General features: G+C 53.7%; 18 protein-coding genes. 13 read left to right on the top strand and 5 right to left on the bottom strand.

Annotated elements, in window-relative coordinates; translation table 11 throughout:
* The first annotated feature begins 195 nt into the window (after nt 1-195).
* Genes ACJA3I_RS10105 through ACJA3I_RS10095 form a run of 3 tightly spaced genes read left to right on the top strand, consistent with a single transcriptional unit; the run spans nt 196 to nt 1,765 of the window.
* A complete protein-coding gene (locus tag ACJA3I_RS10105) occupies nt 196-543 on the top strand; it encodes a RidA family protein (protein WP_458862473.1) in 348 nt (115 codons plus the stop codon).
* Between the two features lie 57 nt (nt 544-600).
* Nucleotides 601-1,212, top strand: coding sequence for a hypothetical protein (locus ACJA3I_RS10100; protein ID WP_458862472.1), 612 nt, complete (start codon nt 601-603; stop codon nt 1,210-1,212).
* Between the two features lie 16 nt (nt 1,213-1,228).
* Nucleotides 1,229-1,765: a DUF6199 family natural product biosynthesis protein gene (locus ACJA3I_RS10095; RefSeq protein WP_458862471.1), complete on the top strand. Its 537-nt coding sequence runs from the start codon at nt 1,229-1,231 to the stop codon at nt 1,763-1,765.
* 273 nt (nt 1,766-2,038) lie between these two features.
* Here ACJA3I_RS10095 and nifJ read toward each other — a convergent pair whose 3' ends face one another.
* Nucleotides 2,039-5,575, bottom strand: a complete 3,537-nt coding sequence (nifJ, locus tag ACJA3I_RS10090; protein WP_458862470.1) for a pyruvate:ferredoxin (flavodoxin) oxidoreductase — start codon at nt 5,573-5,575, stop codon at nt 2,039-2,041.
* 345 nt (nt 5,576-5,920) lie between these two features.
* Between nifJ and ACJA3I_RS10085 the strand changes: the two genes are divergently transcribed.
* Nucleotides 5,921-7,444: a YifB family Mg chelatase-like AAA ATPase gene (locus ACJA3I_RS10085; protein WP_458862469.1), complete on the top strand. Its 1,524-nt coding sequence runs from the start codon at nt 5,921-5,923 to the stop codon at nt 7,442-7,444.
* A gap of 380 nt (nt 7,445-7,824) precedes the next feature.
* Here ACJA3I_RS10085 and ACJA3I_RS10080 read toward each other — a convergent pair whose 3' ends face one another.
* Nucleotides 7,825-8,304, bottom strand: coding sequence for a methylated-DNA--[protein]-cysteine S-methyltransferase (locus ACJA3I_RS10080; protein ID WP_458862468.1), 480 nt, complete (start codon nt 8,302-8,304; stop codon nt 7,825-7,827).
* A gap of 23 nt (nt 8,305-8,327) precedes the next feature.
* A complete protein-coding gene (locus tag ACJA3I_RS10075; protein WP_458862467.1) occupies nt 8,328-9,584 on the bottom strand; it encodes a Y-family DNA polymerase in 1,257 nt (418 codons plus the stop codon).
* Between the two features lie 292 nt (nt 9,585-9,876).
* On the opposite strand from ACJA3I_RS10075, the gene ACJA3I_RS10070 reads away from it, so the two are divergent.
* The 9 genes from ACJA3I_RS10070 (at nt 9,877) to sdaAA (ending at nt 20,555) form a co-directional block, all read left to right on the top strand.
* Nucleotides 9,877-11,274 carry an MATE family efflux transporter gene (locus ACJA3I_RS10070; protein ID WP_458862466.1) on the top strand — a complete coding sequence of 466 codons (1,398 nt, stop codon included), beginning with the start codon at nt 9,877-9,879 and terminating at the stop codon, nt 11,272-11,274.
* Nucleotides 11,271-12,572, top strand: coding sequence for a GTPase HflX (gene hflX / locus ACJA3I_RS10065; protein WP_458862465.1), 1,302 nt, complete (start codon nt 11,271-11,273; stop codon nt 12,570-12,572). Before ACJA3I_RS10070 ends, hflX begins: the two co-directional genes overlap by 4 nt.
* Nucleotides 12,573-12,600: 28 nt before the next feature.
* The gene (locus ACJA3I_RS10060; RefSeq protein WP_458862464.1) at nt 12,601-13,230 is read left to right on the top strand and encodes an IMPACT family protein; all 630 of its coding nucleotides are present in this window, start codon (nt 12,601-12,603) and stop codon (nt 13,228-13,230) included.
* 252 nt (nt 13,231-13,482) lie between these two features.
* Complete coding sequence (locus tag ACJA3I_RS10055) at nt 13,483-14,487, top strand: deoxyguanosinetriphosphate triphosphohydrolase (protein WP_458862463.1); 1,005 nt, start codon at nt 13,483-13,485, stop codon at nt 14,485-14,487.
* A 17-nt stretch (nt 14,488-14,504) separates the two neighbouring features.
* Nucleotides 14,505-16,265, top strand: coding sequence for a DNA primase (dnaG, locus tag ACJA3I_RS10050; RefSeq protein WP_458862462.1), 1,761 nt, complete (start codon nt 14,505-14,507; stop codon nt 16,263-16,265).
* A 2-nt stretch (nt 16,266-16,267) separates the two neighbouring features.
* The gene (gene rpoD, locus ACJA3I_RS10045; RefSeq protein WP_458862461.1) at nt 16,268-17,446 is read left to right on the top strand and encodes an RNA polymerase sigma factor RpoD; all 1,179 of its coding nucleotides are present in this window, start codon (nt 16,268-16,270) and stop codon (nt 17,444-17,446) included.
* Nucleotides 17,447-17,724: 278 nt separating this feature from the next.
* Nucleotides 17,725-18,978 (top strand): Glu/Leu/Phe/Val family dehydrogenase, encoded by a 1,254-nt coding sequence (locus tag ACJA3I_RS10040; protein ID WP_458862460.1) that lies wholly within the window; start codon nt 17,725-17,727, stop codon nt 18,976-18,978.
* A gap of 27 nt (nt 18,979-19,005) precedes the next feature.
* Nucleotides 19,006-19,668, top strand: coding sequence for an L-serine ammonia-lyase, iron-sulfur-dependent subunit beta (gene sdaAB / locus ACJA3I_RS10035; RefSeq protein ID WP_458862459.1), 663 nt, complete (start codon nt 19,006-19,008; stop codon nt 19,666-19,668).
* Nucleotides 19,669-19,682: 14 nt separating this feature from the next.
* Nucleotides 19,683-20,555 carry an L-serine ammonia-lyase, iron-sulfur-dependent, subunit alpha gene (gene sdaAA, locus ACJA3I_RS10030; protein ID WP_458862458.1) on the top strand — a complete coding sequence of 291 codons (873 nt, stop codon included), beginning with the start codon at nt 19,683-19,685 and terminating at the stop codon, nt 20,553-20,555.
* A gap of 96 nt (nt 20,556-20,651) precedes the next feature.
* On the opposite strand, the gene ACJA3I_RS10025 is transcribed toward sdaAA, so the two are convergent.
* Both ACJA3I_RS10025 and ACJA3I_RS10020 read right to left on the bottom strand, forming a co-directional pair.
* Nucleotides 20,652-21,542, bottom strand: a complete 891-nt coding sequence (locus ACJA3I_RS10025; RefSeq protein WP_458862457.1) for a chorismate mutase — start codon at nt 21,540-21,542, stop codon at nt 20,652-20,654.
* Nucleotides 21,543-21,818: 276 nt separating this feature from the next.
* Nucleotides 21,819-22,433: a cytidylate kinase-like family protein gene (locus ACJA3I_RS10020; protein WP_458862456.1), complete on the bottom strand. Its 615-nt coding sequence runs from the start codon at nt 22,431-22,433 to the stop codon at nt 21,819-21,821.
* Nucleotides 22,434-22,454 lie beyond the last annotated feature (21 nt).

Here is a 22,454-nt window from a genome sequence, read left to right as displayed (position 1 = left end):
AGAAAGGTCACAATGTGAAACTTATCCATGTAGAGAAGAAAATTGGAAGCTTTTTTTTGACGCAAAAACGGAAAAAAGGTTCCCATGAAATGAAATATCATGTAAAATAAGAAAAAGCGAACATGGATGATAAACCGCGGCAAGGACCGGATTTTTAAAAACAGGTCTGTCGCCGCCAACACGAAAGGAATCATTATGGAAATTAAGCGTTTTGAAAGCAATCAAAGAATGAGCCGCGCCGTGGTGCATGGCGATACCATTTATCTTTGCGGCCAGACCAGCAGAGAAGAAACCACCATGGCGGGCCAGACAAAAGCGGTTCTGAAAAAAATCGAAGAGCTTTTAGAAAAATACGGCTCTGATAAAGAGCATATCCTCAGCACGACGATTTATGTGCGCGATATGGCGCTGTTTCAAGAGATGAACGCGGTGTGGGATACCTGGACAAACGAAACCATCGCACCGGCACGCGCTTGTGTGGAAGCAAAAATGGCGGCGGAAAGCATTTTGGTAGAAATGTCTGTGATCGCGGCGCTGAAATAAAAACAGACGGGCTTTCTATCAACGGGAAGCCCGTTTTGCGTTATAAGGGGGAAAACCATGGAAGTTTATCGGGCGGTTTGGCGGTTTGGGCGATTTGCCTCTTTTCTGATGGGCGGGGCGCCGCCGCAGCTGCTGTGCACTTTTGACCGCGCCCAGCGGGAAACGCCCGAGCATCCGCGGCGGCTGGCGGCGCTGGTGCGCGGGTGCCTTGCCCTGCCGTTTTCAGATGAGATGCCGGCTTCTGCCGAAACCGCGGGAACGCGCGTTTTTGATACGCCGCCGTTCGAAAAAAATGCGCCAGCCGGCCTGATCCGTGTCACCGGGATCGTGGATAATTTGAGGTGGTGCGTTTCGGGAGTCTGCGAAAACGGTTTGGTGAGGGTTTGTGAAATCAACGGCGTGGCTCTGCCGCAGGGCGAAGGATGGAAACTGCTTGATCTTTTGGAAGCGGGCAGCGCGGTCAACGAAGCCGAAAAGGCGGTTTTGGAAACAGGCGGTCTGGCCGTGATGGGCGGCAACCGTGAAACGCTGCTTTTTCTGGCCGAATGGCCTATAAAGCCCTCACCCGCGCAGATCATCAAAGTTGAACAAAAAATTGCGGGCAACCTTCTCTGTCGTCGCTTCTGGCAGGGGGAAGATTTTTTGGAACCCACGAGCAACAAAAGATAAGAAAGGGATGGATGAAATGTCAAGGAGAATGGTTCTTTTCACGCTGTGCATGGCGTGTCTGCTGATGATGGGCGGATGCCAAAAGAAAACTTCTTCCGATGTTGCTGTTTTTGGCGGCGAAACTTATGTGGTGGATACCGAGAAACAAACCATCACCCATGGCGAAACAGTTTATCACTATCAGGTGACGGGTGACAGGACGGAGATCGTCTATCCCAACGGCGCAACCTACTGGTGGCAGCAAAACGGGAATTCCGGTGCCGGGGGTTACAGCGAGAATTATTCCGAAACGCAATATGACCCGGGCCGTGTTTTGATCGATGCTTTATATGAAAGAAACGGCGGCGCTTCATCGCGGGAACCGCGCAATGTGGTTTTAATTTTCTTCTTGATCGTGATCGGCGTTTTTAACGCCGTTTGGCCTAAAACGGCATGGTATCTCGGTTATGGCTGGCGATTCAAAGATGCCGAGCCTTCGGAAGCCGCGCTTTCGCTGACCCGGGTGGGCGGCATCATCGCCGCGGTGATCGGCATTGCCATGATGGTCGTTTAAGCGCGCCAAACGATGGGCTGCTATCGCGGCGGTTGTGCTTTGCTTTTTTATGGCCATGATTTCCTAAGATTCTAAGGCAGTGATTTCTTTCGGCAGCAGAGCCCGGCCTGCCGACCCGCTGTGAAGGATGCTTTCACCAATCGTCGCATTCTATAGAGAACGCGGCAAAACAGATGACAAATCATATGGCCGCCTTCTGTGAGGCAAAAGAAAATCGCCCCGATCCGAAGATCGGGGCGATTTTGGTTTTTCATCAGTTCAAGGCAGAGAAGATTAGTCTTCTGCGCGCTTTACGAGGCGAGCATACTTCTTCTGAGCTTCGTCGGCAGCATGATGATACATTGCTTCCGCCTTCTCGGGGAAGGAACGAGCCAGAGAGGTATAACGAACTTCTCTCTTGATGAAGTCTTCATAGGAAGCAGAGGGAGCCTTGCTATCCATCTGGAACGGGTTCTTGCCCTCTTCGGTAAGTCTGGGATCAAAGCGGAACAGATGCCAGTAACCGGCTTCCACAGCGGCCTTGATTTCCAGCTGAGAATTGCCCATGCCGCCCTTGATGCCGTGCATTTCGCAAGGAGCATAGCCAATGACCAGCGAAGGACCGTTGTAGCTTTCAGCTTCAACCAGAGCACGAACTGTCTGCTGGTAGTTAGCGCCCATACCGATCTGAGCGGTATAGATGTAACCATAAGACATGCTGATGGCAGCCAGATCCTTCTTCTTGATGTTCTTGCCGGCAGCCGCGAATTTCGCAACCTGGCCGATCTGAGAAGCCTTGGAAGCCTGTCCGCCGGTGTTAGAGTAAACTTCGGTATCGAATACCATGATGTTTACATCTTCGCCGGAAGCCAGAACATGGTCAACACCGCCGTAACCGATATCATAAGCCCAGCCGTCGCCGCCGAAGATCCAGATGGATCTCTTTGCGAGGAAGTCCTTATCTTTCAAGATCTCAGCGGAAAGCTCGCAGCCCTTCTTGGCGGCAGCTTCCAGCACGGGGATCAGAGCATCGGTTGCTTTTCTGGAAGCAGCGCTGTTATGCAGTGTATCCAGATAATTCTGGCAGGCAGCCTTGGCTTCGGAGCATTCTGTGCCTTCCATCAAAGTTTTAACTTTGGCGGCCAGGCGCTCTCTCAGCTGACGGGTGGCGATCGCCATGCCCAAGCCGAATTCAGCGTTATCTTCGAACAGGGAGTTTGCCCATGCGGGGCCACGGCCCTGGCGGTTGATGGTGTAAGGTGTAGCAGGTGCGCTGCCGCCCCAGATGGAGGAACAGCCTGTTGCGTTGGCGATGTTCATGCGGTCGCCGAACAGCTGAGTGATCAGGCGGGCATAAGCGGTTTCGCAGCAGCCTGCGCAGGCGCCGGAGAACTCAAGCAGAGGCTGCTTGAACTGGCTGCCCTTTACAGTGTCGATGGCAAACGGAGTTTCTTTTTCGGTGACATGCTCAACAGCATAATCGAAGACCGGCTGCTGATCCATCTGGCTTTCCAGAGGCTTCATCACCAGCGCCTTGTTGGGGGCGGGGCAGATGTTTGCACACAGGCCGCAGCCCATGCAGTCCAGAGGATCGACTGTCATGACGAAAGTCAGATCTTCGCAGCCCTTGCCCAGCATCTTCTTGCCCTTCACGGCGGCGGGAGCATTCTTCATCTCTTCGGCGCTGAAAGCGAAGGGGCGGATGGTGGCATGGGGGCAGACATAAGAGCACTGGTTGCACTGGATGCAGTTTGCGGGGTTCCATTCGGGAACATCCACAGCAACGCCGCGCTTTTCATAAGCGGAAACACCCAGGGGGAAGGTGCCGTCGGCAGCCTTGGCAAAGGTGGAAACAGGCAGATCGTTGCCCTTCTGAGCGGCGATGGGGTTGAGCACATTCTTCACAAAGTCAACCACTTCGGGGCGGCCTTCGTAATGATGTTCAACAACTTCGTCTTTCGCGTTCTTCCAGTCGGCGGGAACTTTGACTTCGACGATGGCGTCAACGCCGGCATCGATGGCCTTATAGTTCATTTCGACGATCGCGTCGCCCTTTGCGCCATAGGTCTTCTTCGCAGCGGCCTTCATATATTCCACAGCGTCTTCGATCTTGATGAGGTTTGCAAGCTTGAAGAAGGCAGATTGCAGAATGGTGTTGGTGCGCTTGCCCATGCCGATTTCGCGGGCTTTATCGATGGCGTTCACGGTGTAGAACTTGATGTTGTTGTTGGCGATATAAGCTTTCATGGAAGCGGGCAGATGCTTGTTCAGATCTTCCACTGTCCACTGGCAGTTCAGCAGGAAGGTGCCGCCGGGCTTAACATCCTGAACCATGTCATATTTTGTGACATAGGAGGGGTTATGGCAGGCAACGAAATCCGCTCTGCTGACCAGATAGGGAGAACGCAGGGGGTTTTTGCCGAAGCGCAGGTGAGAAACGGTCAAACCGCCTGTTTTCTTAGAGTCATAATCGAAATATGCCTGAGCATACAGATCTGTGTGGTCGCCGATGATCTTGATGGAGTTCTTGTTGGCGCCAACAGTGCCGTCGCCGCCGAGGCCCCAGAACTTGCAGGAAACGGTGCCTTCGGGGGTGGTGTCGGGGCAGTTTTCGGGGTCTTTCAAAGACAGATGTGTCACATCGTCGTTGATGCCGATGGTGAACTGGCGCTTCATCTCTTTGCTGTTCATGTTGTCATAAACGGCGAAGATGTTGGAAGACGGGGTGTCTTTCGAGCCCAGGCCATAACGGCCGCCGATGATCTCAACATTGCGGCCGGTCTGGTTCAGAGCGGCGACAACATCCAGATACAAAGGCTCGCCCAGCGCGCCGGGTTCCTTTGTTCTGTCAAGAACAGCAACAGTCTTTGCGGTTGCGGGCAGAGCGGCCGCGAACTTTTCGGCAATGAACGGGCGATACAGGCGAACCTTGATCAGGCCGACTTTTTCGCCGTGAGCCAGCTTATAATCGATGACTTCTTCGATGGTGTCGCAAACAGAGCCCATCGCCACGATCACATGCTCGGCATCGGGTGCGCCGTAATAGTTGAACAGCTGATAGTTTGTGCCGATCTTGGCATTCACTTTGTTCATGTATTCTTCTACGACACCGGGGATGGCGTTATAATAGGTGTTGGAAGATTCTCTTGCCTGGAAGAAGATATCGGGGTTCTGAGCTGTGCCGCGCAGAACGGGATGTTCAGGATTCAGCGCACGGGCGCGGAATTCGGCAACGGCATCCATATCGACCATTTCTTTCAGATCTTCGTAATCCCACTGAGCAACCTTCTGGATCTCGTGAGAAGTGCGGAAACCATCGAAGAAATGCAGGAAAGGAACGCGGCCCTTGATAGCGGCCAGATGAGCAACAGCGCCCAGATCCATTACTTCCTGAGGATTGGTGGCAGCCAGCATGGCAAAACCGGTCTGGCGGCAAGCCATGACATCCTGGTGATCGCCGAAGATGGAAAGAGCGTGGGAAGCCAGAGCACGAGCGGAGCAATGAATAACGCCCGGCAGCAGCTCGCCGGCGATCTTATACATGTTGGGGATCATCAGCAGCAGGCCCTGAGAAGCGGTGTAGGTGGTTGTCAGAGCGCCGGCGGCCAAAGAGCCGTGAACAGCGCCGGCAGCACCGGCCTCGGATTGCATCTCAACTACGCGAACTTCCTGTCCGAAAATGTTTTTCTGGCCATGGGCAGACCATGCGTCTGTCAGTTCAGCCATTACGGACGAGGGAGTGATGGGGTAAATACTTGCGACATCTGTAAATGCATACGATACATGCGCCGCAGCGGTATTACCGTCCATGGATTTCATTTTTCTAGCCATGGGATTGTATCCTCCTTCATAAATATATGGAATAATCTAATAAACCTATATTATTCTATCAAAAAATGCCGGTAGTGTCCAGAAAGAACCATGAAAAAAATAAAAAATTATGTTGCCATTGTGTAAAAAAACAAAAATTGAAAAAATTTTCGATATCTTTGAAATGAAAGAAAAAATACGCCTTTTGGATGAAAAAACCACCGCAACAATACGCAATTTTTGCGGCGAAAACGCAATAAAACCAAAATCGTGCGCCGATGCGCCGAAAAATTGCCAAACGGCGTTTCCTATTGTATGATAAAGCTGTAAAAAAACGGAACGCCAAAAGAAATGTGTGGGGATAACATGGTTTCAAAAGTGATATCGGCGGGGCTTTCGGGCATTGAAGGGCTGAAAGTTGCCTGTGAATGCGATCTTTCGGGCGGGCTGCCTTCTTTCGATCTTGTGGGGCTTCCCGATGCTTCGGTAAAAGAAGCGCGCGATCGCGTGCGCGCCGCCATCAAAAACTGCGGATATGAATTTCCGATGCGGCGCATCACGGTGAATCTGGCGCCCGCCGATCTGCGCAAAGAAGGGCCGCTTTACGATCTGCCTATTTTTCTGGGCATCATGGCGGCTTCGCGCCAACTGCCCCAGCCTCAGCCGTGGCAGGCCTTTGTGGGCGAACTTTCGCTGGATGGCATGCTGCGCCCTGTGAACGGGGTGCTGCCCATGGCGTTGGCCGCCCGCGCGGCCGGTGTGCGCGAACTTTATGTGCCGCGCGAAAACGCGGGTGAAGCGGCGGTGGCCGAAGGGCTTGCGGTCTATGCGGTGCAGCATGCTTCTCAGATCGTGGGGCATTTGCGGGGCGAAACCCCGCTGGCGCCGCAAAGCGCCGCGCCTTATCGATGCGAAGAAGAACAGGGGCCGGATTTTGCCGATGTGATGGGGCAGGAAAATGTGAAGCGCGCTCTGGAGATCGCGGCGGCAGGTTCTCATCATGTGCTGATGATCGGGCCGCCGGGTTCCGGCAAAAGCATGATGGCGCGGCGGCTGCCCTCGATTCTGCCCGACATGAGCTATGAAGAAGCGCTTGAGACCACAAAGATCTTTTCTGTGGCCGGGATGCTGGAAAAAGGCAGACCCATGATCACGCGGCGGCCGTTTCGCGCGCCGCATCACACCGTTTCGGCGGCGGGGCTTTCGGGCGGCGGAAGAACGCCGCGCCCCGGCGAGATCTCGCTGGCGCATAACGGCGTTTTGTTTCTGGATGAACTGCCCGAATTCCATCGCGATGCGCTGGAAATATTGCGCCAGCCGCTGGAAGACGGCATGGTCACCATTTCCCGCGTGGCGGGAACGGTGTCTTACCCCAGCCGTTTTATGCTGGTCTGCGCCATGAACCCCTGCAAATGCGGCTATTATGGCCATCCTTCGGGCAAATGCACCTGTTCCGAACAATCGGTGCGCCGCTATATGCAAAAAATTTCGGGGCCGCTGCTCGATCGCATCGATCTGCATGTGGAAGTGCCTTCCGTCAGTTATGAACACCTCAGCAGGAGGACCCCCGCCGAAAGCTCGGCCCAGATCCGCAAGCGGGTCAACGCGGCCCGCAAAATACAGGCAGAGCGCTTTCAGCATGACGGCGGGGTGCATTGCAACGCCCAGCTGAAACCCGAACAGATGGCGCGGTATTGCAAGCCCGATGAACAGGGCGAAGCGCTGCTGGAAGCGGCGTTCCACGCCATGGGGATGACGGCGCGTTCTTATGACCGCGTGCTGAAAGTGGCGCGAACCATCGCCGATCTGGCGGGCAGCGGGCAGATCTGCGCCCCGCATATCGCCGAAGCCATCCAGTTCCGGTCTCTGGATCGGGAGCAGAGGGGATAGCTTCGGGTGGGCTGCCTGTAAAAATTCCGCAAACAGCGGTTCCATAAGCAGAAACAGCAGAAAACGCCCTCTCGATGCGGTGGGTTGCCGCGACGGGAGGGCGCTTTTATCGTGGTTTGGATCGGGCTTTGATTCATCGGGCTTCTCATCCGTTGGGGGGTTTACGCTCTGTTAAGGGAAGCTTTGTGCGTTTTGGGCAAAAACACAGAGAAGACACCTGTGCACAACTCTGTGGAAACTGTGGAGAACGGGGGATAAATCAACCGTTTTCACGCGGAGAAAAAATGAACAAAACCAAAAAGACTGTCACGAAATTCCGAAAACAAACAGTAATCGCACCTTTACAACGGGGGAAAGTGGGGATAACCTGCCGAAACCCTTTAAAATACAGCGGTTTCGCGGCCTTGCTCCAAAAGCAAAAGCCGTTCTTTGAGAAAAAGGCCGCCGGCATAGCCCACCAGTGATCCGTTTTTGCCGATGACGCGGTGGCAGGGGATGAAAATGGGGATGGGGTTTCTGTTGTTGGCCATGCCCACCGCCCGGCAGGCCTTGGGGCGGCCGATGGCGGCGGCGATATCGGCATAGCTGCGGGTTTCGCCATAGGGAATGCGGCAAAGCGCCGCCCAGACCTCCTGTTGAAAGGGTGTGCCGCGGGGGGCGAGAGGCAGATCGAAAACGCGGCGGCGGCCGGCCAGATATTCTTCCAGCTGTGCGGCGGCTTCCCGCGCCATGGGGCTGCCGGCGGGGCGGGCATCGGGCGGCAGAGGCGCGCCCGGGAACAGCAGATCCGTCACCTGTCCGCCTTCCAAAAGGATGGTCAGCTTTTGGTCGCCAAGCGGCGCAGTGATAAATTCTTTCATAGTGGCTTCCTCCGTATGTGTGATTAAAAGGGGCATTTCGAGGGCGGCTTTTCGGCGTTGGGGGCATAGCGGGCCAGATGGTCGATCTCGAAATTCCCCAGCTGAACGCCGTGGCGAATGGCATCGCTGCCAAACCGCTTGCGGATGGTGTCGAAAGTCTGATCCAGCTGCGTCAGCCGCAGGCGCTGTTCGTTATCGAAAAGGGAAAGCGGCGCTTCGGCGGCGGGCAGAAGCTCGCCCAGCCCGATGGAAATTTGGCGGATGGGGCGGCCGTTCCAAAGCTGAGAGATCAGCAGCTTGGCCGCTTCATAAAGCTCGGCTGTCAGGGAAGAAGGGCGCGTGAGCTTGCTCTGCCGTGAAGCGGTTTGAAAATCGCTGTCGCGCAGCCCCACAGAAACCAGCCGGCAAACATAGCCTTCACAGCGCATCCGCACGCATACGCTGTCGCACAGCTGAGAAAGCACAGCAAGGATATCTTCCCGATCGGTCAGATCGAAAGGCGTGGAAACCGAGTTGGAAAAACTTTTGGGCTCGGTTTCTTTGTTGGGGGTCACCGGTGAAGGGTCGATGCCGTTGGCATAACCCCAAAGGGTGGTGCCGTGGCTTTTCAAAAGCCGATAGGCAAATTCGGGCGAAACACAGGCCAGATCGCCGATGGTGAAAATGCCTCGCGAACGCAGAGTGCGTTCCGAAGCCGCGCCCAGCATGAAAAGATCGCGGATGGGCAGCGGCCACAGGCGCTGCTCGATTTCTTCGGTATAAAGATGGTGGGTGCGGTCGGGCTTTGAAAATTCGCCCGCCATTTTAGCCAGAACCTTGTTGGGGCCGATGCCCACATTCACGGTGAAGCCCAGCTGGTTTTTCACCTGTTCTCTCAGGCGGTCGGCCGCTTCTTCGGCAGGGCCCAGGGCTTTTTCGCTGCCGGTGTAATCGATGAAATATTCATCGATGGAAAATTGCTCGATCACGGGGGAATATTGGGCGACGATCTCGCCCAGCGCTTTGGATAATTTGATATAAAGCAGGTGATTGGGGGGGACGGTGATCAGCTGGGGGCATTTTTTGCGGGCTTGAAAAAGCGGTTCGCCCGTGGTGATGCCCAGATTTTTGGCGGGGATGGATTTGGCCAGGATGATGCCGTGGCGGGCATGCTGATCGCCGGCCACCGCCGAAGGGATCAGACGCAGATCCTGCCCGCCTTCTGCCATATAGCCTAAATTGCTCCAGGATAAAAAAGCGGAATTCACATCCACATGAAGAATGACACGGGGCGACGACATCGGGGGAACCTCCTTTCTCAGGCGGCGCCGCAGCAGTAATAAGCTGAACAAAAAGCCTGGCGCCATGAAATCTTATCTATAGAATAGCAGAACATTTGTTCGTTTGCAAGAGGAGCCTTAAAAATATTTCAGGAAAGTATTGCCACGGACGCCCTTTTTTTACTATAATATAGTTTGTTCTATGAACAAAAACGAGAACATATTGAAAAAGAGAATCCAAAATGCCTTAGGGCAAACTGTGTTCAGCGGCTTTACTAAAATACTGGGAACCACAGGGAAGAAGGGCTCAATCATGAATTTGTTGAAGTTTTTGCGCCAAAGCGGCGAAGAACGAACCGAGCGTGTTTTAACGGGGAAAATCTACAGCACCATGCTTTTTCTGGCGGTTCCGTCTTTCCTGATGTTGATTTCTCAGGCGCTGGCGACCACCTTCGATAACTGGTTCATCTATAACTTTTCCACGCTTACTTCCGGCGGCGTGATCTCTTACAGCGTGCAGGCGTTCAATGTGATCTATAACGCGGGCATCGGCCTTTCCGTGGCGGGCACAGCCATTCTCAGCCGTTTCAACGGTCAGGGCGATTGGCGGGGCAGCCGCCATTATACCGAACAGTTTCTGGCGCTGATGATGCTGCTTTCCGGCGCGCTGGCTGTTTTAACGGCGGTGCTTGCCGGCTTTTATGCTTCGCTGGCCCTGCCCGAGCTGCAAAGCGGCATCCGTCTGGCCATGCGGCTTTATGCGGTGTCGATTCCCTTCGCCTATTTCAACAACGCTTATTATGCCATGAAAAACGCCATGGGCAAATCAGAGATCCCCTTTGTGTTCACCTTTTTGATGGTGGGCACAAAAGTGCTTTGCAACGCGATCTTTGTGGCTGTTCTCGATCTGGGGGTGCTGGGCATCGGCCTTGCCACCATCTGCTCTCATGTGGTGGTCTCTTTGTTTTTGGTGGTGGATGTGTTTTTCCGCAAAAAAGGGATGCGCCTGCATTTCAAGGGCTTCCGGTTCGATCCTTCGGCCATTCGAACCCTGCTGGTGGTGGGCATTCCTTCCGTCATCAACAATATGGCGATGTCTGTGGGGTTCTGGCTCATTAATCTGGAATCGATGAAATTCGGCAACGAGATCTTGAATTCCATCAATATCGGCAACAATATTTCAAGCCTGATGTATAATTTAAGCAGCTGCTTCGGCACCTGCGTCACAACGGCGGTCAGCCTGAACCTGGGCGCCAAACAGAACAAACGGGCCAGAGCTTCGGCAAAATCGGCCATTGTGATGTCTACTATTGGCGGAATGCTGGGAATTGTGATAATCTATTTATTAGGCGAGCCGATCACGAGGCTCTTCACCACAGATCCCGCCATTCTGGGGCGTGCGCTCACTTCCCAACGCATTTCCATTTTGGGCGCGCCGTGCTTTGGCATCTGCAGCGTGATGTGCGGTGTGTTCATCGGCTTTGCCCGCACGAAACTGCCCATTTTGATCAATGTGGCCAGAGTGTGGCTGCTGCGGTATATTTTTATTCTGATCGCAGAAGCTTTGTTTACAGTGAATTTTACGGTGATCCCCTGGGCGACCGTTTTCAGCAACACGCTTACCGCGCTGTTTGGCTGGTATGTTTACCGCACGCTGAAATGGGAAGGTGACCATCAACTGGTGAAAAGAAAAAAGGAGAAAACAGCTTGAACGAATTGAAACAGGAACATCGCGAGCGCGCAGCCCTTGTGGGGCTCAATTGCGGCGGGTTTGCCGAATTCGATAATTCCGATGAAGAAACGCTGGAAGAACTGCGTGAACTGCTGGATACCGCGGGAGGAGACTGCATTTTTACCGCGCTGCAAAAGAAAAGCGCGCCGGATGCGCACACCTTCATCGGCGAAGGCAAAGCGCAGGAGATCGCCCAGCTGGTGCAGCAGAACGAAGTGGAGCTGGTGGTATTCGATAACGAGCTCAGCCCTTCCCAATCGCGCGCGCTGGAAGATGTTTTCAAATGCCGCGTGATGGATCGCAACGGCTTGATCCTGGATATTTTTGCGGATCGCGCCAAAACCAGCGAAGGCAAGCTGCAGGTGGAACTGGCGCAGTATAAATATCTGCTGCCGCGCCTTTCGGGCATGTGGAGCCACCTTGTCCGCCAGACGGCGGGCGGCGGCAAAAGCCCCATCGGCACCCGAGGCCCCGGCGAGACTCAGCTGGAGACCGACCGCCGCCATATCCGCCAGCGGATCGCGCGGCTGGAAAAAGAGATCGAAACCGTTAAGCAAAACCGCGCAACGCAGCGCCGCAAGCGCCAGAAAAGCGAAACACCGCTGGTGGCGCTGGTGGGTTATACCAATGCCGGCAAATCCACCCTGCTCAACACTTTAACGGGCGCCGGCGTTCATGCCAACAACCGCCTGTTCGACACCCTCGACCCCACCACCAAAAGCTATCGCATGGAAGACGGCAGCGAGCTTTTGATCTCCGATACCGTGGGGTTCATCCGAAAGCTGCCCCATCATCTGGTGGATGCTTTCAAGGCCACGCTGGAAGAACTGACTTATGCCGATGTGCTGGTGCATGTGATCGACGCTTCCAATGAGCAGTGGGAAATGCAGGCCGAAGTGGTCGAGCGCCTGATCTCAGAGCTTGGCGCATGGGAAACGCCGCGTATCGTGGTGTTCAATAAATGCGATCTCATGCCGCCCGAATTTCAGCCGCGCATGAGCGGGGCGCTGCATATTTCGGCGAAAAACGGCGAGGGGATGGAAACGCTTTTAAAAACCATCGAAGAAACCCTGGGGCGCGGCAAAGAAAAGCTTGAATTCATTTTGCCCTATGACCGCGCGTCGGTGCTGGATTGGCTTTATCAAAACGCCGATGTAAAAAGCGCCGAATATCAGGGCGAAGGCATTGCGGTCACCGTGGTCTGCGATGCGCGGGCGCGGGGCGCGCTGCGCGAATTTGTGCCGCAGGATCGCGAGAAAGAAGAATGGGAGCTGTAAAAAAGCTCTGGGATAAAACGGAGATGCTATGATCGATTTTAAAGTGCCCGCCGCCGAAGCGGCCGATGAATTCATCGAAAAGAAATCCAGATTCATCGGCCATATTTTCAAAGTGCAGTCTGCCGAAGAAGCCGCGGGCATCATCAAACAGATGCAGAAAAAATATTGGGATGCTTCCCACAATGTCTATGCCTATATTGTGGAAGAAGGGCGCGTGATGCGCTATTCCGATGACGGCGAACCGCAGGGCACGGGCGGAATGCCTGTGCTGGAGGTGCTGAAAAGGGAAGAACTTTATGATGTGCTTTGCGTGGTCACCCGTTATTTCGGCGGTGTGCTGTTGGGGGCGGGCGGCCTGACAAGGGCCTATGCCAAGGGCGCAAAAATAGCGGTGGATGCCGCGGGCATCGCGGTGATGCGGCCCTATCGATTCGCCACCCTGCGCTGCCCTTATGCCATGCTTGAAACCGTGCGGGCCCAGTTCGCGCGGCAGGAAGTGGAAGAAACGGCCGCCGATTATGCCGAAGAAGTCACTTTGACCCTTTGCATGGCGCAGGATCGTTTTGAAAGCTATCAGGCCTCGCTGACAGAACTCAGCGGCGGAACTTTAAAAGCGGAACCGGGAGAAGTGCAGCTTTTTGCAAAACGCCTTTCCTGAGTGAAAGTTCAAAAATACGGCGCGGCGGCTGCTGCGCGCAAGATCGGCAGAAAGAGCTTTTCTTTCTGCTGATCTTTTTTGTGAAAACCGCCTGATAGAAAAAATTCAGTGCTTTTCTGTTTTCGGCCGGAAAGATGCTTTTTGAAAAAGATCTTTGGAAAAAGAGGAGAACCGAAACTTTTGTCGTATTATATTAATGCAAGTGTTAATAGCAAGAGTTAATAGCAAGAGCGCCGAAAGGGGGAAGTGCCCATGAATGTTCGGGAACGGCTGGAAGAGATCGAACGGCAGACATTGCTGCCGCAGGCCAGTCATGCCGGCCTTTCCAAAGGCAGGGTGAGGCCCGAAGAAAAATCGGAATACCGCACCTGCTTCATGCGCGACCGCGACCGCATCATCCACAGCAAGGCATTTCGGCGCCTGAAAGATAAAACACAGGTTTTTTTATCGCCCGAAGGCGATCATTACCGCACGCGGATGACCCACACCATGGAAGTGGCGCAGATCTCGCGAACCGTGGCGCGGGGACTGGGATTAAATGAAGACTTGACAGAAGCCATCGCTTTAGGGCATGATTTAGGGCATACGCCTTTTGGTCATGCGGGCGAAAAGGCGCTCAACGAAATATGCCCTCTGGGTTTTGCCCACAACGAACAAAGCCTGAGGGTCATCGATTTTTTAGAAAAAAACGGCAGCGGCCTGAACCTGACCTATGAGGTGAGGAACGGCATCGTCTGCCACAGCGGCGCGCAAAAGGCTGATACGCTGGAAGGGCGCATCGTGCATTATGCCGACCGCATCGCCTATATCAACCATGATATCGATGACGCCCTGCGGGCTGAAATTTTGCGGCCGGGCGATCTGCCCACCGGCGTTTTGCGCCACCTGGGCGAAACCACATCCGCCCGCATCGATTGCCTGGTGGGGGCGATGATGACCTATTTTCTGCGCGAGCAAAAAATAGGGATGGAAGAAGAAACCGAAGAAGCCATGCTGGAGCTGCGGGATTTCATGTTCGAATATGTCTATAAAAACCCTGTGGCAAAGGGGGAAGAAGGCAAAGGCAAACGCATTGTTTCGATTTTATACGAACATTTCGCGGAAGAGCCGGATGATCTTCCGCCGGAATATATGCAGATCGCCATGCGCGAAAGCGTGGAACGCGCCGCCTGTGATTATGTGGCGGGCATGAGCGATCGTTTTGCGGTGGCGGTTTTTCATGAACTGTTTATCCCCAAAAGCTGGAGCAAGGTCTGAAGAAAAGGAGGAATTCCATGGCGCTGCCCGAAAGCTTTCTCGACGAGCTGGTGGCAAGATGCGATATTTATGATATCGTTTCACGATATGTCAGCTTGAAAAAAAGCGGATCCAATTATTTTGGCGTATGCCCATTCCACAGCGAAAAAACGCCTTCTTTTTCGGTCAATCGCGAAAAACAGATCTATCATTGCTTTGGCTGCGGCGCCGGTGGCGGGGTCATCAATTTCATCATGCGCATCGAGAATTTCACTTTTATCGAAGCGGTGCGCTTTTTGGCAGAGATCGCGGGCATGGAAATGCCCGAAGAAAATTTCGGCGAAGCTTCCGCGCGGCGGCGCAGGCAAAGGCTTGTGGAACTTTCCACCGAAGCCGCCCGGTTTTATGCGGCCCAGCTGCAGCAGCCGCAGGGGGCAAAAGGGCTTGAATATCTGAGAAAACGCGGCATGACCGTGGGCACGATCCGCCATTTCGGGCTGGGGTTTGCGCCCGATGGATGGGATCATCTGATCAAAGCCATGGCCGAAAAAGGCTTCACCAAAGAAGAACTTTTGGCGGCGGGGCTGGTGGTGAAAAACCAAAGCGGCGGCGTTTATGATCGTTTCCGCAATCGCGTGATGTTCCCGATCATCGATATCAAGGGCAATGTCATTGCCTTCGGCGGCCGCGTGATGGATGATTCCCTGCCGAAATATCTCAATTCTTCCGATACGCCCATTTTCAATAAAAGCCGCAACCTGTTCGCCATGAATTTCGCCAAAAGAACAAAGCGCGATTATTTTATTCTGGCCGAAGGATATATGGATGTGATCGCTCTGCATCAGGCGGGGTTCGATTGCGCGGTGGCCTCGCTGGGCACCTCGCTGACAGAAGATCAGGCGCGGCTGATGGCTTCCCGCGGGAAAACGGAAGCGGTCATCTGCTATGACAGCGACGAAGCGGGCAAAAAAGCCGCTCAGCGCGCCATTGATATCTTGAACAGGGCGGGCATGAAGGTTCGCGTTTTAAGGGTGACGGGCGCGAAAGACCCCGATGAATTCATCAAAAAAAACGGGGCTGACGGGTTCGAAAAGCTGCTCACTCAAACCAACACCGATATCGAATATAAACTTCTGGTGCTCAAATCGAAATATGATTTGGAAACCGATGAGGGCAAGGTGGGTTATTTGCAGGCGGCGGCGCGGCTTTTGGCGGCGATCCCCAGCGAAGTGCAGCGCGAGATCTCGGGCAGAAGCGTGGCCCGCGAAGCGGGGGTTTCCCATCAGGCCATGATGGATGAGATCCGCCGAACCTTGCGCATGAACCGAAAACGCGATAAAAAACAAGAGGAACAGAGCGCCAAAAATACTGTGCGCGGCTATCAGCCTGCGCAGAAAGAACTGCGTTATGAAAACCTGCGTTCGGCGCGCTGTGAAGAAAAATTACTGGGGCTTGTGTTTTCCGATGAAGAATTGCTGAAAAAAGCCGCGGAAACCATTGCGCCCGAAGAATTTTCATCCCCTTTTCTGGCAAAAGTATATGCAGGCGTGCTGCAGCGGCGGCAGCAGGGCGGCGAAATTTCACTGGCCGCTTGTTTGACCGATCTGACGCAGGATGAAAGTGATTTGCTCACAAAGATCGCTTCTCAAAGCGTGCGCTCGGAAAATCCGGGGCAAGAGCTGGAAGATTATATTTCTGTGATCAAATTTGAATATATAAAAAAACAAAATGAAGATGAACAAGACCTGCTGCAGGCAGCGGTGCGCCGCCGGCAGCAAGAGCATCGTGGAGGAATGTAAGAATGACGGAAAAGATCAACGCCAACAATGAAAACACCGGGGCGGAACAGGAAAACAACGGAATGAAAAAACAGCAGATGCTGAAAGATCTGTTGGAAAACGCCAAGAAACACGGCAATAAAGTCACTTCCAAAGAGCTGAACACCCTGATCGACGAATTGGAACTGGATAATAAACAGCAGGATAAGCTTTATGAGCTGCTTGAGCATTCGGGCATCGAGCTGCCGATGGAAGAAGACGAAGAAGCATTGGTCGAAATTCCGCTGTTGGATGAGGAAGACCCCGATTTCAAAGAATTGGTCGATCTGCCCGAAGAAGAAGTGCCCGACCCTAGCGCTCTGGCGGAAGGGCTGGCCATTGATGACCCGGTTCGCATGTATCTGAAAGAGATCGGCAAAGTGGATCTGCTTTCTTCCGATGAAGAGATCGAGCTGGCCAAGCGGATGCTGGAAGGCGATGAAAAGGCAAAACAGCGTTTGGCCGAAGCCAACCTGCGTTTGGTGGTTTCCATTGCCAAGCGTTATGTGGGCCGCGGCATGCTGTTCCTTGATCTGATCCAGGAAGGCAACCTGGGCCTTATCAAGGCCGTGGAAAAATTCGATTACACCAAGGGTTATAAATTTTCCACCTACGCCACATGGTGGATCCGTCAGGCCATCACCCGCGCCATCGCCGATCAGGCCAGAACCATCCGCATCCCTGTGCACATGGTGGAAACCATCAATAAGGTCATCCGCGTTTCCCGCCAGCTGCTGCAGGAACTGGGGCATGATCCTTCGCCCGAAGAGATCGCCGAAGAAATGGGCATCCCCGCCGAAAAAGTGCGTGAGATCCTGAAGATCGCGCAGGAACCCGTTTCGCTTGAAACCCCCATCGGCGAAGAAGAAGACAGCCATCTGGGCGATTTCATCCAGGATGAAGACGCGCCGGAACCCGCGGAGGTAGCTTCCTTCACCCTGCTGAAAGAACAGCTTGTGGAAGTTTTGAAGACCCTGACCCCCCGCGAAGAAAAGGTGCTGCGCCTGCGCTTCGGCATTGAAGACGGCAGAACACGCACTTTGGAAGAAGTGGGCAAGGAATTCAATGTCACCCGCGAAAGAATCCGCCAGATCGAAGCAAAAGCGCTGCGTAAACTGCGCCACCCCAGCCGCTCGAAAAAATTGAAGGATTTTCTCAATTAGTGAAAACCTGATCGTCTTTCCAGGCGCCGCGGAAGAACATTCTTCCGCGGCGCTTTTTTCAAATCGTGCAGAAACAGATAAGCAAAGATAAAACGCACAATAAAACCGGTATAAATATAGCATATCGCACAAAAGCACCGGGTTGTAAGAAAACGAAAAATTGTTTATAATAAAATAGAATTCATCGGAAACGGGCCAAAGAAACAGAAAAGAACAAAAAATGAGCATAATGGCCAAAAAAGTATGAAAAATTTATGCAAAGAAACGAGATGACGAAGATGGCAGATCAAAACCCTTACAGCAATTTTGTGAAAATGCTGGATAAGACAGCCAAACAAATGAATCTGGATGAAGTTGCGTATGAGTTTGTGAAATATCCCGAGCGTGAGCTGAAAGTATCCATCCCGGTGGAGATGGATAACGGGAAAGTGCGCCTTTTCGAAGGCTACCGTGTGCAGCATTGCAGCATGCGCGGGCCCTGCAAGGGCGGTGTTCGCTATCATACCGATGTGAATGAAGATGTGATGCGCGCCATGGCGGGGGTCACAACGCTGCAATGTGCGCTGACGAATATCCCCTTCGGCGGGGCTTACGGCGGCGTCAATGTGGATGTGAAAGAGTTATCTCACGAAGAGATCAAAAAGCTGACGCGCCGCTATACGGCCATGATCCTTCCGTTCATCGGGCCGATGCAGGATATCCCCGCACCCGATGTGAACACAAACGAAGAGATGATGGGCTGGATCATGGATACCTACAGCATGATGAAAGGTTATGCCGTGCATGGCATCGTCACGGGGAAGCCGCTGGATCTGGGCGGTTCCATGGGCGCGGAAGAAGCGCCGGCCCGCGGCCTTGTTTATGTAACGCGCGAGCTGCTGAAGCGCCTGAAAAAACCCGTGGAGCTGACCAGCGCCGTGATCCTTGGCATGGGCAAAGTGGGCGCCGCCACCGCCCGCCAAATGTATAACGAAGGCATCCGCATTTCTGCCGTGGGCGATATCACGGGCGCCATTGCCTGCCGCACAGGGCTGCATATCCCCAGCGTTTTGGAACATATGCAGAGCGGCGGCCTGCTTTGCGATTTTCAGGATGACGGCGTGGAGCATATCTCTTGCCGGGAACTGCTGGAAATGGAATGTGATCTGCTGGTGCCTGCCGCGCTGGAATGCCAGATCAATGCCGAGAACGCCGAAGCCATTCAGGCGAAGATCATCATTGAAGGCGCCCATTGCCCCACAACGGTGGAAGCGGATGAAATTTTAGAGCGCCGCGGCATCACAGTCGTGCCGGATATTCTGGCCAACGCCGGCGGCATGATCGTTTCTTATTTCGAATGGGTGCAGAATATCCAGTCGCTGATGTGGGATGGTGATGAAGTGAGCCGCATGATGCGGCAGGTCATTTTAAAAGCCTTCGACGATGTTTATGAAATGGCGCATATGAACCATATTTCATTAAGAATGAGCGCTTATTCTCTGGCGCTGGATAAAGTCGTCAGAGCAAAAAAAATTCGCGGAATTTTCCCATAATCGGTAAGGCGCAGCGGGAGGTGCTATATGAGCATTAGTATGTTTGATATTTTAGGACCCATCACGGTGGGGCCATCCAGTTCCCATACGGCCGGCGCTGTGCGCATTGGGCTTGCGGCGCGCACGATTTTAGGGGAAGAGGTCAAAACGGCGAAGATCACTTTTTATGGCTCCTTCGCCGATACCTATCGCGGCCACGGCACCGATAAAGCGGTGGTGGGCGGTCTTCTGGGTTTCAACACCGAAAATGTCAAGATTCGCGAGAGCTTGCAGCTGGCGCAGTTTCGCGGCATGAAATATGAATTTTTCACCGCAGAAGAAGCGCGGTATCATCCCAACACTTTGAAGATCGAAGCCTCGGGAAAGACAAAAAGCATTACTTTACGGGGCGCTTCCATCGGCGGCGGGCAGATCCGCATTCAGGAACTCAACGGTTTTCCCATGGAAGCTTCCTGCCTGATGGATACGCTGCTTGTGGTGCATAAAGATTCGCCGGGCGTTTTGGCCAACATTGCCATGACCCTGAATCAGGCCGGTTATAATATCGGCAACCTGCGCCTCAACAGAACCAAGCGCGAAGGCGATGTGATCACGGTGATCGAAAACGACACAAAGGTAGATGAAAAAACAATGGAGGCCATGCGCAAGATCCAGGATGTTCTGCGCGTGATCTCCATGCCCAAATTTTAAAACGAGGTGACTGAATGGATATTCCAAGCATCGATTATATTTTGGATGAAGCGGCAAAAAACAATATGACCATCTGGCAGGTCGTTTTGAAAGAAGAACAGGCCGACAGCAACCTGACAGAAGAAGAGCTGCATGCGCGCGTGGAAGAAAGTTACCGCGTGATGAAAGAAGCGGCCTATGGCGGCATCTCTTCCGAAGTGAAATCCATCAGCGGCCTGACGGGCGGCGATGCGGCAAAATATTACCGCCACTATAAAAACCATAAAAATTTGTTGGGCTCGCTGGAAGCGAAAGCCATGTCTTATGCGCTGGGCACATCGGAATATAACGCCTCGATGGGCGTGATCGTGGCGGCGCCCACCTGCGGATCGTCGGGAATTCTGCCGGGCGTTGTGATCGCCGCGCAGGAAGAATTCGGCTTGAGCGACCGCGAGGCTGTCAACGGCCTGATCACCGCCGGCGGGATCGGCGGCGTGGTGGCCACCAGAGCCACGATTTCCGGCGCCGCGGGCGGATGCCAGGCGGAATGCGGAACGGCGGCGGCCATGGCTGCCGCGGCGCTTTGCGAAATGATGGGCGGAACCCCCAAACAATGCACACAAGCGGCCACGCTGGCGCTGAAAAACTGTCTGGGCCTCGCCTGCGACCCGGTGGCGGGTCTGGTGGAAGTTCCCTGCGTCAAGCGCAACGGCATTTATGCCACCTTCGCCATCGCGGCGGCGGATATGGCGCTGGCGGGCATCGAAAGCTTCATCCCGCCCGATGAAGTGATCGACGCGATGTATCAGATCGGCGTCAATATGCCGGCTGCTGTGCGCGAAACGGCCGAGGGCGGCTTGGCCATCACCCAAACGGGCATCAGCGCGAAACGCCGCCTGCAATATTAAGGCCGTCTCTTTTGAAGGGCCGGGCAATCAAAGCATAAAAATAAAAGCTCTTGCGAGAAATTTCTCGCAAGAGCTTTTTGCTTTTTGAAACAAAAATCATTTCGCCGCGGAAGACCCTGCGCCCACCAGATCCACAGCGCGGCGGCAGCCCACGATGCGGAAATAGGGCATCTCCATTTGCAGTTGATATAAGGCGGCGCGGGTATCCATGCTGCTCAGGCAGCCGTCAAAATCAAGATAAAGGAAGAACTGATGCATATCGTCGGCGTCATCTTTTTTCTGCATATGCAAAAATTCCATGTTTTGTTTGTTGTCGGCCAGAATAGAAAGGGCATAGGCCAGCGAGCCGCTTTCGGAAGGCATGTTGAACACCGCGCAGATCACTTCATCGCGGCTGGGGTCGTGGATCAGCTTTCTTGAAATGACCGCCAGAAACGCATCTTCGCGCAGCGGAACGATCTCGTTGAGATAAAGCTGTTTGTCATTGAGAAAATCATAAAGCCAGTCGGTTTTATAAAACCCGCTCAGCGGAACGGCGCACCATTCGGCTTTGCCTTCTTTCACCAGATCCAGCCCGGCTTCGGGGCTTGAAACGATCAGCGGTTCGGCATGCAGGGCGTTTTTTACATCGGCGGAAGCACCGGCTGTGCAGCAGCAGGGGCCCTGGGGGGCGGCGGAAGAAAGAAAATCTTCATGCCAGAGCTTCAGCGATTCATCCAGTTCCAGAAAAACGCGGCATTGGCGGTTGCGGCTCATGCGAAGCAGCGATTTCCAGAGCATCCGCGCCTTCAGCGCCAATTCGGGGGGCAGCCCGCGCGACATGGAATCTAAAAGCTCTTTTTCATGCGCGGCGTCATAAAGCGGTTCTCCGCGGTCGAGCTTTGAACGGGCGATGCTGATTGAAGCTTCCATACGGCGAAGAAACACATCGCGCAAAGCTTCATCACAGCTGGCAATAATCTGCCGGTAAATTTCGATTTCGTGCATAAAAGAGCCTCCATCAAACAGAACACCATAGAGTGAAAATGTTGTATAAAATCAATAAAAATGTCCAAACATATCTATAACAATGATACAGTTTCGAAAAGGTTCTGTCAATGTGTAACCGGATGGAAATCCGTTAAGAAACTAACAAAAATCTAACGCTTAAAAATCATAAATTCGTGAAAATGTGAAAGGAACTCCCTTTGGGCGCCCGCAAACGCTTTTGGCAGAGAAAAGGCGGCGCTTTGCGGCGCCGCCTCTGCTTTTTTGCGAAATCGATCAGCGCCGATCGGCAAGCTGAAGATAAGAAAGCAGCAGTTCGGCGGTTTTTTCAACGCCCAGGCGCGAAGTATCGGCCGAAAGATGATAAAGGCGGCTGTCGCCCCATTTATGGCCTGTGTAATGGGCATAATAATTTGCGCGGGCGCGATCGGTCTTCTTCACCGCGTCGGGCGCTTCTTCGGCGGGGATATGGTAGGAATCGATGGCCCGCTCAATGCGCTTTTCAATGGGCGCGTGAAGGAAAAAGTGGGTGCAGTCTGTGCGGTCGCGCAGCACAAAATCGGCGCAGCGCCCCACGATCACGCAGGGGCCTTTTTCGGCAATATGGCGGATGGCATCGAACTGGGCCAAAAAGAGTTTGTCATAAAGCGATAAGCTGTCGGGCCCGTAATAGCCCATGCCAAGCCCGGTGGCCAGGGAATAAAGCAGGCTGTTCTGGGCTTTCGATTCCGCCTGGCGCAGCAGGTCTTCCGAAAAGCCGCTTTCCTGGGCGGCCACCGTCAGAAGCTTTTTATCATAAAAGGGAAGCCCCAGCTCTTCCGCGATTTTTTGGCCGATCAGTCGGCCGCCGCTGCCATATTCGCGGCTGATGGTGATGACAGATTGTTTCATAAATAAGCTCCCTTCGTTTCT

The organism is Acidaminobacterium chupaoyuni (genome assembly GCF_047936785.1).
Taxonomy (GTDB): domain Bacteria; phylum Bacillota; class Clostridia; order Oscillospirales; family Butyricicoccaceae; genus Acidaminobacterium; species Acidaminobacterium chupaoyuni.
The sequence above is the reverse complement of the archived record's forward strand: the minus strand, read 5'-3'. Positions and strand labels throughout refer to the sequence as shown.